The following is a 15,375-nucleotide window of genomic DNA, read 5'->3' on the forward strand; positions in this document are numbered from 1 at the left end:
ACGGCCGTTGCTGTAGTCACCCGCCGGCCGGGGGAGTGACGCGGGGCCGAAGGTCCCGCACCCCGGCCCCGCACGACCCATCCCCGACCCGCGGCCCTGCCGGAAGGCTGAGGCGACACCACCACCGAACACCAGCCGATCGGGAGGCACCGGACATGAGTGTGCGCGTAGGCATCAACGGCTTCGGTCGCATCGGACGCAGCTACCTGCGCTGCGTCCTCGAGCGCGCGGAGAGCACGGCCGGCACACCGGTCGAGGTCGTCGCCGTCAACGACATCACCTCACCGGCCGCGATGGCACATCTGCTGGAGTACGACTCCACGTACGGCCGCCTCCACCGCGCCATCACCTACGACGACACGTCGCTCACGGTCGACGGGCACCGGATCGCCGTGACGGCCGAGCGCGATCCGGCGGCGCTCGCCTGGGACGCGTACGGCGTGGACGTCGTCATCGAGTCGACCGGCCGTTTCCGTACGCGCGACGACGCCGGCGCCCACCTGAAGTCGGGGCCGCGCAAGGTGCTGCTCTCCGTCCCCGGCAAGGGGGTCGACGCCACCCTGGTCATGGGCGTCAACCACGAGACGTACGACCCGGACCACCACCATGTCGTCTCCAACGCCTCCTGCACCACGAACTGCGTCGCGCCCATGGTGAAGGTGCTCGACGAGCGCTTCGGCATCGTCAAGGGCCTCATGACCACGATCCACGGCTACACCAACGACCAGGTCGTCCTCGACGGCCCGCACAAGGATCCACGCCGCGGCCGTTCGGCCGCCGTGAACATCATCCCGACCAGCACGGGCGCGGCGCGCGCGGTCGGCCTGGTGCTGCCGGAGCTCGCGGGCACGCTCGACGGCCTGGCGGTGCGGGTGCCCGTGGAGGACGGGTCCCTGACCGACCTGACGGTGCTCCTCGAAGCGCCCGTCTCCGCCGACGAGATCAACGCCGCGTTCCGCGAGGCCGCGGCAGGCCCCCTCAAGGGCGTCCTGCGCGTGTCGGACGCCCCGATCGTCTCGCGCGACGTCGTCGGCGACCCGTCCTCCTGCGTCCTGGACGCCGCCCTCACCCAGGTCAACGGCGATCTGGTCAAGATATTCGGCTGGTACGACAACGAGTGGGGCTACACCAACCGCCTCCTGGACCTCACCGAGTACATGGCGGGCCTGCTGCCCCAGGGCTAGTCGGGAGTTCGAGTTCGCACGTCTCGCCGGGCCGCACCACGACGGCGCGGTCCGGCAGCTCCACGGTGATCGGCGAGCGGTCCGACGCCGGAACGGTGAGATGCACCCGGTCCGGCAGCAGGCGCAGTCGCACGCCCCAGTGCCCTTGGTAGCGGAGCGTGAACGCGTAGGAGGAGCCGGTGAGTTGGGGAAGTGGCGCCGGATCCAGCCACAAGGCGTCACCATGCGTCTCAAGGCCCGTCAGCCCCCGCTGCACGAGGTCCACAGTGCCGGCCATGGCACCCAGGTGGATGCCCTCGCCCGTGGTGCCTCCCTGAAGATCCGCGATGTCGCCGACGAGCGCCTCGTGGGCGTACGTCCAGGCGCCCGCGCGGCGGGCGCGGGCGAGGACCCAGCCGTGCACGAGCCCGCTCAGCGTCGAGCCGTGACTGGTGCGGCGCAGGTAGTGGTCGACGGTGCGTTGCCAGGTGGCGTCGTCGAGGGAGTACCCCAAGTCGTGGAAAAGCGCGGCGAGTTCAGTCGGCGGGAAGAGGTACCCGAGCATCAGCACGTCCGCCTGCTTCGATGCCTGGTAACGGTTGACGGTGTCGCCCTCGGCCTCCAAAATCCGGTCCAGCCGGCGGATGTCCTCGTACTTCGCGCGGTACGTGTCCCAGTCCAGCTCGGCGAGCCGCTCGTAGCCCTCGAACTGGCTGATCACCCCGTCGTGGAAGGGGACGTACAGCGACCGCGACACGTCCCGCCACAGCTCGGCCTCGCCGCCGTCGAACGCGATCCGTTCGGCGAGCTCCTGACGGCGCGGATCCGGGAGCATCGCCAGCAGGTCGAGCGCCCGCGACAGCGTCCAGGCGGCGGTCACGTTCGTGTAGGCGTTGTCGTCGATTCCCGGACGGTCGGCGTCCGGATACGCGTCGTGGTACTCGTCGGGGCCCACGACACCACGCAGCCGGTAGCGGCCGATGCGCTCGTCGTAGGTCGCCGCATCCGCCCAGAACCGGGCGATCTGCAACAGCATCTCCGCGCCCTTGGTGTGCAGGAACTCGGCGTCCCCGGTGGCCTCCCAGTACCGCCAGATGTTGTACGCGACGGCCGAGCCGACATGGTGCTGCAAGTGCGTGTGATCCGGCAGCCAGCGCCCCGAGTCCGGGTTGAGGTGCAGCCGCTGTGTCTCCTCCCGGCCGTCGCTGCCGCTCTGCCACGGATACATCGCGCCGCGGAACCCCGCCTCGCGCGCCGAGCGGCAGGCCCGCTCAAGACGCCGGTGCCGGTAGCCGAGCAGCGCGCGGGAGACCTCGGGAAAGTGCAGGTTCAGATACGGCAGCACGAACAGCTCGTCCCAGAACACATGGCCGCGGTACGCCTCACCGTGCAGCCCGCGCGCCGGAACGCCGACGTCCAGCTCGGCGGTGTGCGGGGAGAGTGTCTGGAGGACGTGGAAGAGGTGCAGCCGCAGGATACGGCCCGCCTCGCCGGGCACGTCCAGCTCGGCCCGGCGCCAGAGCTGGTCCCACGCGGTGAGGTGCGCATCGAGCAGGTCGTCGAAGGACGCCGCCCCGCGTGCCCGGTCGACGGCGGCCTGCAACGGGTCGCTGATCGCCGGGTCGCGGGACGTGTGCAGCGCGACGATCTTGTCGAGGGTGCTGGTGTGCCCGGGCCGCACCGGCACATACAGCAACTGCGTCGCGCGCAGGTCGGTGTGGTGGCCGTACCTCTGCGTGGCGTCGGGGCAGACGGTACGGGCCGCGAGGGCGACGCGGACATCGGAGGCGCGGGTGCGGCAGCGCAGCCAGACGAGATCCTGGCCGTCCGTGCCGCTGTGCCCGTCGACGAGATGCCGGCCGGCCAGGTCGCGGTAGCGCGGCACACCGGCGTTGCTGACGGAGCCGTCGAGCGCGGCCTCCACCTCCAGCTCGCCCGACCAGTTCTCCGTGGTGAACTCCGAGCGCAGCGCGGCGAGATGAGCGTCCGCCATGTGGACGAGGCGCAGCTGCCGCACGCCGATGCGGCGGCCCTCGGCATCCTCGTACGTCGTCCGCCGCTCCAGCAGACCGCTGCCGAGGACGAGCGTCTGACGGTGTGCGACGATCCGGGCGGTGTCCGGATGCAGCCAGGGCCCCGCGCCGTGCTCGTCGCGGCAACGGAAGCGCAGCGGAAGCCAGTTGGGGACGTTGACGAGGTCCTCGTTCTCGACACCTCGGCCCGCGACGCGGGAGCGGAGGCGGTCGTAGACGCCCGCGACGTACGTGCCCGGGTAGTGGACCGCGTCCGCGTCGCACTCCGGGAGGGCGCCGCGCGTGGCGAAGTACCCGTTGCCCAGGGCGCACAGGGACTCCCGCAGGCGTTCGTCGCCGGGCGCGTAGCCGTCGTATTCCCACGTCCAGCGCGTCACCGGACGGCTCCCTTCACGAGCAGTTCGCCGAGGTCCGTGACGACCAGATCGGCGCCGTGGCGCAGGAGTTGGCCGGTGCGGGACTGCTCCGCTGTCCGGTCGACCCCGATCACCAGGCCGAAACCGCCGCGCCGGCCCGCCTCGACGCCCGCGAGAGCGTCCTCGACGACCGCGGTCCGCGCGGGCGCGACGCCCAGGGCGCGGGCGGCTTCGAGGAAAAGGTCGGGCGCCGGCTTGCCCGCGAGGCCGAGTCGCCGCGCGTCGGTGCCGTCCACCACCGCCGCGAACAGGCTCATCACCTGGGCGCGGGCGAGGAGTTCGCGGGCGTGCAGCGACGCGGAGACCGCGGCCGCGGGGACGTCGCCGCCGCGCAGGGCGTGCAGGAGATCCAGGGTGCCGGGGTAGGCGGGAACGGGCGGGCCGTGACGCAGCCGCTGCGTGTACAGGCGGTCCTTGGCCGCGGCCACGGCCTCCAGCGCCTTCGGGCCCGGCCGGATGCCTCGGGAGGCCAGGAACGCGGCCGCACCGTCGCGCCGCGACGTGCCGTCCACGTACGCCGGGTAGTCGAGCTCGATGTCGAACGGCCGCCGGTCCTTCGGCGACGGCGGCGGCTGTTCGCGCAGGAACGCGTCGAAGACCGCCTTCCATGCCTGGGCGTGCAGCCCCGCCGAGTCGGTGATCACCCCGTCGGTGTCGAGGACGACCGCGCCGAAGACCCGCAGTGGTGTCGCTGTCTCGCGCACGACTCCTCCTCTACTCCTCGGGAACGGTTCGGGATCCGTGCTGCGGGACCACCGCGACCGGGCAGTCCGCGTGGTGCAGGACGGCATGGGCGACACGGCCGAGCTGCAACCCGAAGTGGCCGTGGCGGCGGCGCGCGCCGACGATCACGAGGTCGGCCGCGGCGGAGCGGTCGATCAGGATCCTGCGGGCGGGTCCCTCCACGGTGACCGCGCGCACGGGCACGTCGGGACGTGCCCGTGCCGGACCGCGCAGGACGTCGGACAGGGCGTCCCGGGCGGCCTGCCCGCCGTCGTGCGGTGCGCTGTCGGCGGTGGTCGGGGCCGGCGCCCGCCAGGCGCGCACCGCGTCCAGCACGCAGTGCCGGGCCGCCGCCTCCGTGAACGCGAACCGGGTCGCCGAACCGGCGGACTCCTCATCGCCCACGCCGAGCAGGATGCGCTGGTGCGTACCGGCGATCCCCGCCGCGCTGCCGCGCACCACGATCACCGGGCACTGCGCGTGCGCGGCCACCGCCAGGCTGACGGAACCGAGCAGCAGCTCGCTCACCGGGCCGCGGCCGCTGCGCCCGGTGACCACGGCGACGGCGTTGCGCGCCGCGCGCAGCAGCGTCGTCTCCGGGTCCTCGGCCAAGGCGTCCGTGGAGACCTTCACCTCGGGACGGCACGCCGCGGCCCGCGCGACGGCGGCCCGCAGGATCTCCTCCGCGATATCGGGCCGGCCCCCTTGGGAACCGGTCGGCACGGCGGGAACCTCGCCCTCGTACGACTCCCAGAGCGACGCGTGCACCAGCCGCAGCGCCCAACCACGCACGGCCGCTTCCCGTGCCGCCCAGTCCACCGCGCGCAGACTGGCCTCGGAGCCGTCCACACCGACGACCAGTGGGAGCGCCATGGTGCCCACCGCCTCTCCGTTGCCGGGTGCCTCAACCGAGACGTCGGCCCGCGCCGACCGGAGTGCGCCGCGGCCGGGCCGGCGGCTGAGGCCGCCGCGCCACGTGCAGCCGACGCCTGCGGACGCAGCCCAGGTACAGGGCGTCGGCGACAGCGACCGTCACGAGGATCAGCACCATCGTCACGGCCAGTGACTCACCGAACATCCACCAGAACTCCGGAGGGAGAAACGTACGCATCCGGATCGCCTCCTTGACGTGCGGTCTTCCCAGGGGTGCGGTCTTCCGACAACTCCAGTCAACACCTCCGCCGCATACCGAGGTGTGGGCCGCCCGGGGCGTGATCCCAGGACCTTCGGCCCCTGCTGCGGCCCCGGTCGGACGGGAGGTGCGAAACCCGTCCGCGCAGGACAATGGGGAGGAGCGACATGAGGAGGCGCCATGCCGAATCGACCCCTGGCCGCCGAGACCGTCCGCAGCCTCGTCGCCGACGCGGCCGCGGCGCCCTCGATGCACAACGCGCAGCCCTGGAGCTTCCGCTTCCTGACGCGCACCGCGACGCTGGAACTCCGAGCGGACCTCGCTCGCGCCATGCCCCGCAGCGACTCCCGGCACAGGGCGCTGCATCTGGGCTGCGGTGCGGCGCTGTTCAACCTCCGGGTCGCCGCTGTCCACGCGGGCCGCCGTCCTGACGTACGGGTGCTGCCCGACCCGGCCGACCCCCTGCTGCTGGCCGCCGTCGAGCTGGCCGACTCCGCTCCGGGCGCGGACACGGCCGGTCTGTGGCCGCTGTACCCGGCGATTCACCAACGGCACACCAGCCGCTGGCCGTTCGCCGACACCGAGGTCCCTGACGACGTGCGGGCCACGCTGGTCGACGCCGCCCGTGCGGAGGGCGCCGAGCTGGACTTCGTCTTGTCCTGGCACGCGGAGGGGATCGTGGACCTGGTGCACGATGCCGAGGGCCGGGACGCCGCGGACCCTGAGCGGCGGCAGGAAGTGGACCGGTGGACGCGTATCGGCGACGACGCGGAGGCGGCGACCGAGGGCGTGCCCGAGTACGCCTTCGGCCCGCGACAGCGCGCAGGGAACGCGCCGGTACGGGACTTCGCGGGCCGGAACAAGGTCGCCGACCGGGGCGCGACCACGTTCGAACTGATTCCGCATCTCGCCCTGCTCGGCACGAAGGAGGACGGTCCCGGCGACTGGATCGGCGCCGGCCAGGCGATGCAGCGTGTCCTGCTCACGGCCACGACGAAGGGACTGGCCACCTCGCTCACGTCCCAAGCGCTGGAGTGGCAGGATCTGCGCACCCTGACCCGTGACCCGCTGACCGCCATGGGCCACGTCCAGATGGTGCTGCGGCTCGGCTACGGCCCGCAGGGCCCGGCGACCCCGCGCCGCCCGGTGGGCGACATCCTGAAGATCCTCTGAGGCGGACATCCGGGAACCCCGCGGATTCCCCGGGAACCGCCTGTCCGCCGACGTGTCGTTGTAGGCTGTCCGGACAGCCCTTGACCTGCAAAAACGCAGGCAGGGAGCCTAAGTCCAGGAGTGCCTTCATGCTGCGCACCATGTTCAAGTCCAAAATTCACCGCGCCACCGTCACCCAGGCCGACCTGCACTATGTGGGCTCGGTCACCATCGACGCCGATCTGCTCGACGCCGCCGATCTGCTCCCCGGCGAGCTGGTCCACATCGTCGACATCGACAACGGCGCCCGCCTGGAGACGTACGTCATCGAGGGCGAGCGCGGGTCGGGCGTCATCGGGATCAACGGGGCGGCGGCCCATCTCGTCCACCCGGGCGACCTGGTGATCATCATCAGTTACGCTCAGGTCGACGACGCCGAGGCGCGTTCGCTGCGGCCCAAGGTCGTGCACGTGGACCGGGACAACGCGATCGTGGCGCTCGGCGCGGACCCGTCCGAGCCGGCCCCCGGCGGCGACGCGATGCGCAGCCCCCAGGCGGTGCCGGCCCGCTGACCGGCGCCCCTCAAGGAACCGAGGAGAGCCCCGTGAGCCCCACCAGCGACATCGAGATCCACGACGACCGCGAGCGGGGCCTCCTCCAGGCCCGCGCGGGCGGAGCCGAGGGTGAAGTCGTCGGCTACATCCAGTACTTCGTGCTCGACGCGCCGCAGCGCGCCCTCGTCCCGGTGCACACCATCGTGGAGCCGGAGCACGAGGGCAAGGGCATCGCGGGCTCGCTCGCCCGGGAGCTGTACGGCATCGCGGCGCGCGAGACGATCGCCGTCGCGCCGCTGTGCCCGTTCGTCGTGCGGTGGGCCGAGCGGCACCCCGGTGAGGCCCCCGCCGCCCCCGCCGAGCTGCTGCTCGCCGCCAAGGAAGCCCTGGAGGCCGACCCGGGCAAGTGGTGACCTGCGGCGACATAGGGTCGCGGTCATGACCCTGACACTGCTGCACACCTCGCCGGTCCACATCCCCGTCTTCGATGCGCTTCGCGACGTGGACCACCCGGGGCTCGACCTGCGGCACGTCGTGCGCGAGGAACTCCTCGTGCGCGCCGGGGTGGAGGGGCCCGCCGCCGTCACCGACGAGGTGCGCTCGCTCCTGGAGGACGCCGCGCGGGACGGCGCCGACGCCGTGCTGTGCACCTGCTCCTCCATCGGCGCCGTCGCCGAGGGTCTCGCCGACACCGTGGGGGTGCCCGTCCTGCGCGTGGACCGGCCGATGGCCGCGCGGGCCGTCGCCGCCGGGTCGCGGATCACCGTCGTCGCCACCGTGCGCAGCACCTTCGGACCGACGGTCGCCCTCGTCGAGGAAGAGGCCGAGCGGGCCGGGCGCGCCGTCGACGTGCGGACCGTGTTCGTCGACGGGGCCTGGGAGCGGTTCCTGGCCGGGGACCGCGACGGCTACCTCGACCTCGTGGCCCTCGCGCTCGACGGCATCGCCGGTGCCGACGCGATCGTCCTCGCGCAGGCCTCCCTCACCGACGCCGCCGACCGCACCGGCACCGGCATCCCCGTACTCTCCAGCCCGCGCCCCGGCCTGGACGCCGCCGCGGCGGAATACGCGCGCGCCCGGACCGCTTGACACCCGGAGCAGCCCCTCAGAGCCAGGAGGAACGTGATGGCCGACAGCGACGTGATCATCAGCCCCACCGGATGGGTCGCCGACCAGGCCCGTACGTACGAGGAGTCCGGCGGCACCAAGGGCACCACCATCCAGGGCGTGCCGTGCCTGCTCCTCGACTACAAGGGCCGCCGGACGGGACAGTGGCGGCGCACCGTCCTGATCTACGGGCGCGACGGCGACGACTACCTGATCGTGGCCTCGTACGGCGGCTCCGACCAGCACCCGCAGTGGTACGTGAACCTCCAGGCCGAGCCCGACGTACGGCTGCGCGTCGGCGAGGAGCGGTTCGCCGCGCGCGCCGAGACCCTGAGCGCCGAGGAGAAGGCGCGGGTGTGGGACGGGCTCGTCGAGCTGTTCCCGCAGTACGCGCAGTACCAGAAGAAGACCAGCCGGGACATCCCCGTCGTCCGCCTGGTCAGGCAGCGGGGCTGAGGGCCGGCGGCTGAGCCATGCGTGGACTCGGCGGGCGTGGGCACGCGACCCGGGAGACAGTGGAAAGGACCCCTCCGAACCGTCGAGCGGGCCAGGGGACGCGCACCCGCCGTCCCCCGACCCGCCGGGAGGCACGACCATGACCCACCCGTTCCCCGACCCCGTACCGCCGACCCCCACGCCCGGCCCGGGCCCCGGGCCCGACGTCCCGGACCCGGTGCCGCTGCCCGACCCGTTCCCGGCGCCCGAGCCCCGGCCCGTGCCCGAGCCGTCGCCGTCACCGGTGCCGCCGCGGCCGAACCCGGAGCCCGAGCCGGCGCCGCCGCAGCCGGAGCCGTCGCCGGTCTGAGCCCCAGGGACTCTCCCGGACCCCTCCTGCCCCGTCCTTCGGACGACGGAGGGGCCCGGGAGACGAGCCCTACGCCTCGACCTCGGAGCGGTCACCGCCCCAGAGCGTGTGGAACGAGCCCTCGCGGTCGGTACGCCGGTACGTGTGCGCGCCGAAGAAGTCCCGCTGGCCCTGCGTGAGCGCGGCCGGCAGGCGCTCGGCGCGCAGCGCGTCGTAGTACGCGAGCGCCGCGGCGAAGCCCGGCGTGGGCACGCCCTGCGTGGTCGCGGCGACCAGGACGGCACGCCAGTCGTCCTGCGCCGCGGCGATCTCGTCGGCGAACCCCTTGTCGGACAGGAGCGACACCAGCTCCGGCTCGGCCTCGTACGCCGCCGTGATCCGGTCGAGGAACGCGGCGCGGATGATGCAGCCGCCGCGCCAGATCCGGGCCACCGCGCCCGAGTCGATGTCCCAGTCGTACGTCTCGCTGCCCGCGGCGATCTCGTGGAAGCCCTGCGTGTACGACACGATCTTCGAGGCGTACAGGGCCTGTTCGACCTGGTCGGCGAAGGCGGCCGCCTCGGACTCGCCGAGCGGGCGCGCCGTCGGGCCCGCCAACCCCTTGGAGGCGGCGCGCAGTTCGGCGTGCCCGGACAGGGAGCGCGCGAAGACGGCCTCCGCGATCCCGGAGACCGGCACCCCGAGGTCGAGCGCGATCTGCACCGTCCAGCGGCCGGTGCCCTTCTGCTCGGCCTGGTCCTGGACGACGTCCACGAACGGCTTCCCGGTGGCCGCGTCCACGTGGGAGAGGACCTCGGCGGTGATCTCGATGAGGTAGGAGTCGAGCCGGCCCGTGTTCCACGTACGGAAGATGTCGGCGATCTGCGCGGGGGAGTAGCCGGCGACATCGCGCAGCAACTGGTAGGCCTCGCCGATGAGTTGCATGTCGGCGTACTCGATGCCGTTGTGCACCATCTTCACGAAGTGACCCGCGCCGTCCGGGCCGACGTGCGTGACGCAGGGGGCTCCGTCCTTCGCCTTCGCGGAGATCTTCTCCAGCATCGGACCGAGTGCGTCGTACGACTCGACGCTGCCGCCCGGCATGATGCTCGGCCCGTGCAGTGCGCCCTCCTCGCCGCCCGAGACGCCGGTGCCCACGAAGTGGATGCCCTGCTCGCGCAGTTCTTTCTCGCGGCGGCGGGTGTCCGCGAAGTGCGCGTTGCCCCCGTCGACGATCATGTCGCCGGGCTCGAGGAGCGGCGCGAACTCCTTGATCACCGCGTCCGTCGGGTCACCGGCCTTGACCATGATCACCAGTCGGCGCGGGCGTTCGAGGGCGGCGACGAACTCCTCGGCCGTCTCCGTCGGGACGAAGATGCCTTCCTCGCCGAACTCCTCCACCAGTGCGTGCGTACGGGACGCGGTGCGGTTGTGGAGGGCGACGGTGTAGCCGTTGCGGGCGAAGTTGCGGGCGAGGTTGCGCCCCATGACAGCGAGCCCCGTGACACCGATCTGGGCTGTAGTGCTCATGCCTGTCGCTCCTGGATTGGGAAAATGAAAGATCTTGTTTATTTTGTTGCGCAGCTGGGGTTAGTCTCTGAAACTCTCTACGAATCCGGAGCCGCGCGTGCCTCATTTCGACCTGCCGATCGACGAACTGCGTGCCTTCAAGCCCGCGTTGACGGCCCCCGAAGACTTCGACGCCTTCTGGGAGAAGACCCTCACCGAGGCCAGGGAGTACGACCTCGACGCGCGCTTCGAGCCCGTCGACGTCCCGTACTCGGCGGTCGACGTCTACGACGTTACGTACGCGGGCTACGGAGGGCATCCCGTGAAGGGCTGGCTGGTCCTGCCCGCGGGCACCACCGAGCCAATACCGGCCGTGGTCGAGTACATCGGCTACAGCGGCGGCCGGGGCCTGCCGCACACCCACCTCAGGTGGGCGGCCGCCGGGTTCGCCCACTTCGTGATGGACACCCGAGGCCAGGGCAGCGGCGGCTCCGTCGGCGACACCACGGACCCGGTCGGCAGCGCGCCGTCGGTCTCCGGCTTCATGACGCGCGGCATCCAGGACCCGCACGACTACTACTACCGCCGCGTCTACACGGACGGCGTGCGGGCCGTCGACGCCGCCCGCTCGCACCCCCTGATCGACGCCTCCCGGGTCGCCGTCACCGGCGGCAGCCAGGGCGGCGGCATCACCATCGCCGTGGCCGGACTCGTGCCGGACCTCAAGGCGGCCGCGCCCGACGTGCCGTTCCTGTGCCACTTCGGGCGCGCGGCCACGCTCACCGAGCGTCACCCGTACCGCGAGATCGCGCTCTACCTCAAGGCGCACATCGGCGAGGACGAGCGCGTCTTCCGGACGCTCTCGTACTTCGACGGCATGAACTTCGCGGCCCGCGCCACGGCCCCCGGGCTGTTCTCCGCGGCCCTGGAGGACCTGACCTGCCCGCCGTCGACGGTCTTCGCCGCGTACAACCACTGGGCGGGCACGGAGCGCTCCATGGAGGTGTACGCCTTCAACGACCACGAGGGCGGCGGCCCGTTCCAGCAGGCGGTCCAACTGAAGTGGATTCCGGGGCACTTGAGGGGCTGAATCACGCCAGGGTGGCTTGGGGCACTCTTGTCATGACTGCGTAGGAGCGGCTAATTTGCCGCTCCTACGTGTGCCTGTACGGGTACCAGAGGGGGCTTTCATGGCGTTACGTGGCCGGCACCGCAGGTATCAGCCCAGCCGGGTCAACCGTGCCTCGCTCACCGTGACCGTCGGCGGCGCGGGCATCGCCATCCCGCTGATCGGCGCGGGCGCGGCCCAGGCCGCGGACGACGCCACGTGGAACAAGGTCGCCGCCTGCGAGTCCTCCGGCAACTGGTCGATCAACACCGGCAACGGGTACTACGGCGGGCTCCAGTTCACCCGCTCCACCTGGGCCGCGTACGGCGGCACGGCCTACGCGCCGCGCGCCGACCTCGCCACGAAGGACCAGCAGGTCGCGGTCGCCGAGAAGGTCCTCAAGGGCCAGGGACCCGGCGCCTGGCCGGTCTGCTCGCAGCGAGCGGGCCTGACCCGGGAGCCGGCCCGCACGGTGCGCGACGTCAAACCCGAGGTCATCCCGCAGTCCACCGCGGGCCGCGGCGAGTCCTACACCGTGCTCGGCGGCGACACCCTCTCCGGCATCGCGGACGCCCGCAAGGTGCGCGGCGGCTGGGAGCGCCTGTACGCGGCCAACCGTACGGTCATCGGCGGTGACCCGGACCTGATCGTCCCCGGCCAGCGGCTCTCCCTGCCGAAGGGCTCCGCCCCGGGCGGAACGGCGACGAAGACGCAGCCCGGGAAGACCGAGCCCCACAGGACACAGCCGAAGAAGGCCGAGCCGAAGAAGACTGCGCCGAAGCGGGCCGAACCCGCCAAGAAGACGACGGGCAGCACCCGGAAAGCCACCGCGGGCGGCGCCGTCGCCCCCGTCAGCGCCTCGCTCGGCACCCCGTACCACGCGGCCGGTTCCTCCTGGTCGAAGGGCTACCACACGGGCGTCGACTTCGCCGTGCCCACCGGCACCTCCGTCAAGGCCGTCGCCGCCGGCCAGGTCGTCTCGGCCGGCTGGGGCGGCTCGTACGGCTACGAGGTCGTGATCCGGCACGCGGACGGCAAGTACAGCCAGTACGGCCATCTGTCGGCCCTGTCCGTGAAGAGCGGGCAGCGCGTCGTGGAGGGGCAGCGCATCGCCCGCTCCGGGTCCACGGGCAACAGCACGGGCCCGCATCTGCACTTCGAGGTGCGGACCGGGCCCGGTTTCGGCAGTGACATCGACCCGCTCGCGTATCTGCGGGCCCACGGCGTCAGGATCTGACGTTCCCGACCGTCCACTCGCCGCACGGCGGCCGCGGCCGGCTCGGCATGGCCTCAAGGCCCGCCGGGCTGTCAGGCACCACCGGCGTCAGGGACGACATCGGCTCCGGCGCGGACCCCGGCCGGGCCGCGGACCTCGACTGTCCCGCGATCGGGACCGCCGGCTGCGGCTCGCTCGGGCGGACCGTGCCGATGCGCTCCGTCGTCAGCAGGATCAGACCGCCGGCCGCCACGACACCGCAGCCGAGGGCCAGGACGGTGCCGATCGTCCCGTAGCGGAACGACTCGCCGAACAGGGTCAGACCGACGACCGCGGCCGCCACCGGGTTCACCACGGTCGCGGTCGCCAGCGGCACGGCCAGGCCCGCGCCCCGGTAGGAGGCCTGCGACAGGAGCATGCCGGTCGTGGCCAGCGCCGCGATGGCCAGCAGGCTGGGCAGCTGCGCCAGCGGGCCGCCCGACCACTCGACGGCCACGGACTTCGTGAACACCGAGGCCATGCCGAACGAGCCGCCCGCCGCGACCGCGAGCAGCACCGAGCGCACCACGGGGTGCCGGTGCGCGGCCCGCGCCGACGTCATCAGGACCAGCACGCCACCGGCCGTGACCAGGCCGACCATCAGGCGCTCCGCGCCGTCCAGGGACTGCTCGGAGACGGAGGGCCCGGTCAGCGCCAGCAGGCCCGCCAGGCCCACCGTCGCCATGACCGCCCCGCGCCAGGCGGTCGCTCCCGCCCGACGCCCCACGAGCAGGGCCGCCATCGGCAGCGCGAGGACGATCGTCAGGGCGCCCAGCGGCTGGACCAGGCTCAGCGGCCCGTATGCCAGCGCCACGACGTGCAGCAGCGCGCCCGTGCCGTTCAGGGCGCCCGCGCCCCACCAGGCCGGGCGGCGCAGCGGCGCGTACGCCGATCCGGAGGTCTCCGCGACCCGCTCCTGCACGATCGCGCCGCCCGCATAGGCGACCGCCGAGACGAGCGAGAGCAGCACCGACAACGCCAAGGCACTCATGTGGCCCTCCTGACGGTGCGGCGCGGCGAACGGTCCGTTTTCATACCTCCACGATCTCTCGCCGCGCCGTTCCTGTCGTCCGACCCGAGAAGGCATTGGGTCCTACTGCCGATGGAGTACGCCGGGTCCTGAGTCATCCCCAGGGCGGGTGCCCGAGGTACTGCGGAGGGCTTGGTGACGTCCGCACCCTTTCGCGCGGGGGCGTCCATGGGTGACCATGAGGTGCGTTTCGATCCTGACCGTGTGAGCGAGTGTTGCCGACCGACGACGGGGGCCGCGCGTGCGAGTGGGACTGCTCACCAGGGAGTACCCGCCGGATGTCTACGGCGGCGCCGGTGTCCATGTCGAGTTCCTGGCACGGGAGTTGCGCCCGCTCGTCGACCTCGACGTGCACACCTGGGGCGAGGGGAAGGGCGAGGGCGTACGCCGCCACCGCGCCTGGCCCGCGCTCGACGGGGCCAACGACGCGCTGCGCACCCTCTCCGTGGACCTGTCCATCGCCGCCGCCCTCGAAGGCCGCGAACTGGTCCACTCGCACACCTGGTACACGGCCCTCGCCGGACACCTCGGCGCGCTCCACCTCGGTATACCGCACGTGATGACCGCTCACTCCCTGGAGCCGCTGCGCCCCTGGAAGGCCGAGCAGCTCGGCGGCGGTTACGCCCTGTCGGCCTGGGCCGAACGCACGGCGATCGAGGCGGCGGACGGTGTCATCGCCGTGTCCCGCGCGATGCGCGACGACATCCTCGCCTGCTACCCGGCGCTGGAACCCAAGCGCGTCCGTGTCGTGCACAACGGCATCGACGTCTCCCTCTACCACGCCGACCCCGGCACCGACGTGCTGCGCCGCCTCGGCGTCGACCCGCAGCGCCCGTACGTGCTCTTCGTCGGCCGCATCACCCGCCAGAAGGGCGTGCCGCACCTGCTGCGCGCAGCCCGCGAGCTGGTCAAGGACGCGCAGCTGGTGCTGTGCGCGGGCGCGCCCGACACCCCGGAGATCGGCCGTGAGTTCCGGGAACTGGTCGAGGAGTTGAAGCGGACGCGGGACGGGGTGCGCTGGATCCCGTCGATGCTGCCGCGTTCCGAGGTCGTCCAACTCCTCACGCACGCCTCGGTGTTCGTCTGCCCTTCGGTGTACGAGCCGCTCGGCATCGTCAATCTGGAGGCGATGGCCTGCGGCACCGCCGTCGTCGCCTCCCGGGTCGGCGGCATCCCCGAGGTCGTCGAGGACGGCGAGAGCGGGCTGCTCGTCCCCTACACGGAGCGGGACCCGGACGCCTTCGAGGCGGGCCTCGCCGAAGCGCTGAACCAGGTGGTCGCCGACCCCGGCGCGGCGCGCCGCATGGGCGAGGCCGGACGGGAGCGGGCCACGGCGGAGTTCGGCTGGGACGCGGTGGCCCGGCGCACGGTCGAGGTGTACCAGGAGATTCTCAACGGGACGTGACACA

At 72.5% G+C, this 15,375-nt stretch carries 16 protein-coding genes; 10 read left to right on the forward strand and 6 right to left on the reverse strand.

Going from position 1 to position 15,375, the window contains the following annotated elements; all coding sequences use genetic code 11:
• Positions 1–155: 155 nt before the first annotated feature.
• Positions 156–1,184: a type I glyceraldehyde-3-phosphate dehydrogenase gene (gene gap, locus AB0L37_RS20445; protein ID WP_365507026.1), complete on the forward strand. Its 1,029-nt coding sequence runs from the start codon at positions 156–158 to the stop codon at positions 1,182–1,184.
• Here gap and AB0L37_RS20450 read toward each other — a convergent pair.
• From AB0L37_RS20450 to AB0L37_RS20465, 4 genes are read right to left on the reverse strand one after another with little or no spacing between them, the layout of a single operon-like run.
• Positions 1,147–3,573 (reverse strand): glycosyl hydrolase family 65 protein, encoded by a 2,427-nt coding sequence (locus tag AB0L37_RS20450; protein WP_365507028.1) that lies wholly within the window; start codon positions 3,571–3,573, stop codon positions 1,147–1,149. The two genes, gap and AB0L37_RS20450, sit on opposite strands and share 38 nt — an antisense overlap.
• On the reverse strand, positions 3,570–4,316 hold the full coding sequence (locus AB0L37_RS20455; protein WP_365507031.1) for an HAD-IA family hydrolase: 747 nt from the start codon (positions 4,314–4,316) through the stop codon (positions 3,570–3,572). The genes AB0L37_RS20450 and AB0L37_RS20455 overlap by 4 nt, the downstream gene beginning before the upstream one ends.
• Positions 4,317–4,326: 10 nt before the next feature.
• Positions 4,327–5,208, reverse strand: coding sequence for a universal stress protein (locus AB0L37_RS20460; protein ID WP_365507034.1), 882 nt, complete (start codon positions 5,206–5,208; stop codon positions 4,327–4,329).
• A 31-nt stretch (positions 5,209–5,239) separates the two neighbouring features.
• Positions 5,240–5,446 carry a hypothetical protein gene (locus tag AB0L37_RS20465; RefSeq protein ID WP_365507036.1) on the reverse strand — a complete coding sequence of 69 codons (207 nt, stop codon included), beginning with the start codon at positions 5,444–5,446 and terminating at the stop codon, positions 5,240–5,242.
• A gap of 201 nt (positions 5,447–5,647) precedes the next feature.
• Here AB0L37_RS20465 and AB0L37_RS20470 point away from each other — a divergent pair, with 201 nt between their 5' ends.
• From AB0L37_RS20470 to AB0L37_RS20495, 6 genes are all read left to right on the forward strand, one after another.
• Positions 5,648–6,640 (forward strand): nitroreductase family protein, encoded by a 993-nt coding sequence (locus AB0L37_RS20470; protein ID WP_365507039.1) that lies wholly within the window; start codon positions 5,648–5,650, stop codon positions 6,638–6,640.
• Positions 6,641–6,768: 128 nt separating this feature from the next.
• The gene (gene panD, locus AB0L37_RS20475) at positions 6,769–7,191 is read left to right on the forward strand and encodes an aspartate 1-decarboxylase (RefSeq protein WP_365507046.1); all 423 of its coding nucleotides are present in this window, start codon (positions 6,769–6,771) and stop codon (positions 7,189–7,191) included.
• Between the two features lie 32 nt (positions 7,192–7,223).
• Positions 7,224–7,586, forward strand: a complete 363-nt coding sequence (locus tag AB0L37_RS20480) for a GNAT family N-acetyltransferase (RefSeq protein WP_365507048.1) — start codon at positions 7,224–7,226, stop codon at positions 7,584–7,586.
• 25 nt (positions 7,587–7,611) lie between these two features.
• Positions 7,612–8,262: an aspartate/glutamate racemase family protein gene (locus tag AB0L37_RS20485; RefSeq protein ID WP_365507051.1), complete on the forward strand. Its 651-nt coding sequence runs from the start codon at positions 7,612–7,614 to the stop codon at positions 8,260–8,262.
• A gap of 36 nt (positions 8,263–8,298) precedes the next feature.
• Positions 8,299–8,736: a nitroreductase family deazaflavin-dependent oxidoreductase gene (locus AB0L37_RS20490; RefSeq protein ID WP_365507054.1), complete on the forward strand. Its 438-nt coding sequence runs from the start codon at positions 8,299–8,301 to the stop codon at positions 8,734–8,736.
• Between the two features lie 139 nt (positions 8,737–8,875).
• Complete coding sequence (locus AB0L37_RS20495; RefSeq protein WP_338702715.1) at positions 8,876–9,085, forward strand: hypothetical protein; 210 nt, start codon at positions 8,876–8,878, stop codon at positions 9,083–9,085.
• A 69-nt stretch (positions 9,086–9,154) separates the two neighbouring features.
• Here the strand turns inward: AB0L37_RS20495 and gndA are convergent, their stop codons facing one another.
• On the reverse strand, positions 9,155–10,594 hold the full coding sequence (gene gndA, locus AB0L37_RS20500; RefSeq protein WP_365507057.1) for an NADP-dependent phosphogluconate dehydrogenase: 1,440 nt from the start codon (positions 10,592–10,594) through the stop codon (positions 9,155–9,157).
• A 97-nt stretch (positions 10,595–10,691) separates the two neighbouring features.
• Here gndA and AB0L37_RS20505 point away from each other — a divergent pair, with 97 nt between their 5' ends.
• Together AB0L37_RS20505 and AB0L37_RS20510 are read left to right on the forward strand one after the other, a co-directional pair.
• Positions 10,692–11,663, forward strand: coding sequence for an acetylxylan esterase (locus AB0L37_RS20505; RefSeq protein WP_365507060.1), 972 nt, complete (start codon positions 10,692–10,694; stop codon positions 11,661–11,663).
• Positions 11,664–11,763: 100 nt separating this feature from the next.
• The gene (locus AB0L37_RS20510; RefSeq protein ID WP_365507063.1) at positions 11,764–12,918 is read left to right on the forward strand and encodes a transglycosylase family protein; all 1,155 of its coding nucleotides are present in this window, start codon (positions 11,764–11,766) and stop codon (positions 12,916–12,918) included.
• Here AB0L37_RS20510 and AB0L37_RS20515 read toward each other — a convergent pair.
• Positions 12,908–13,927, reverse strand: coding sequence for a DMT family transporter (locus tag AB0L37_RS20515; protein ID WP_365507066.1), 1,020 nt, complete (start codon positions 13,925–13,927; stop codon positions 12,908–12,910). The two genes, AB0L37_RS20510 and AB0L37_RS20515, sit on opposite strands and share 11 nt — an antisense overlap.
• 280 nt (positions 13,928–14,207) lie before the next feature.
• Between AB0L37_RS20515 and glgA the strand changes: the two genes are divergently transcribed.
• On the forward strand, positions 14,208–15,371 hold the full coding sequence (glgA, locus tag AB0L37_RS20520) for a glycogen synthase (RefSeq protein WP_365507069.1): 1,164 nt from the start codon (positions 14,208–14,210) through the stop codon (positions 15,369–15,371).
• Positions 15,372–15,375: the final 4 nt, after the last annotated feature.

The sequence above is a fragment of the Streptomyces sp. NPDC052225 genome, from assembly GCF_040679615.1.
Lineage (GTDB): Bacteria > Actinomycetota > Actinomycetes > Streptomycetales > Streptomycetaceae > Streptomyces.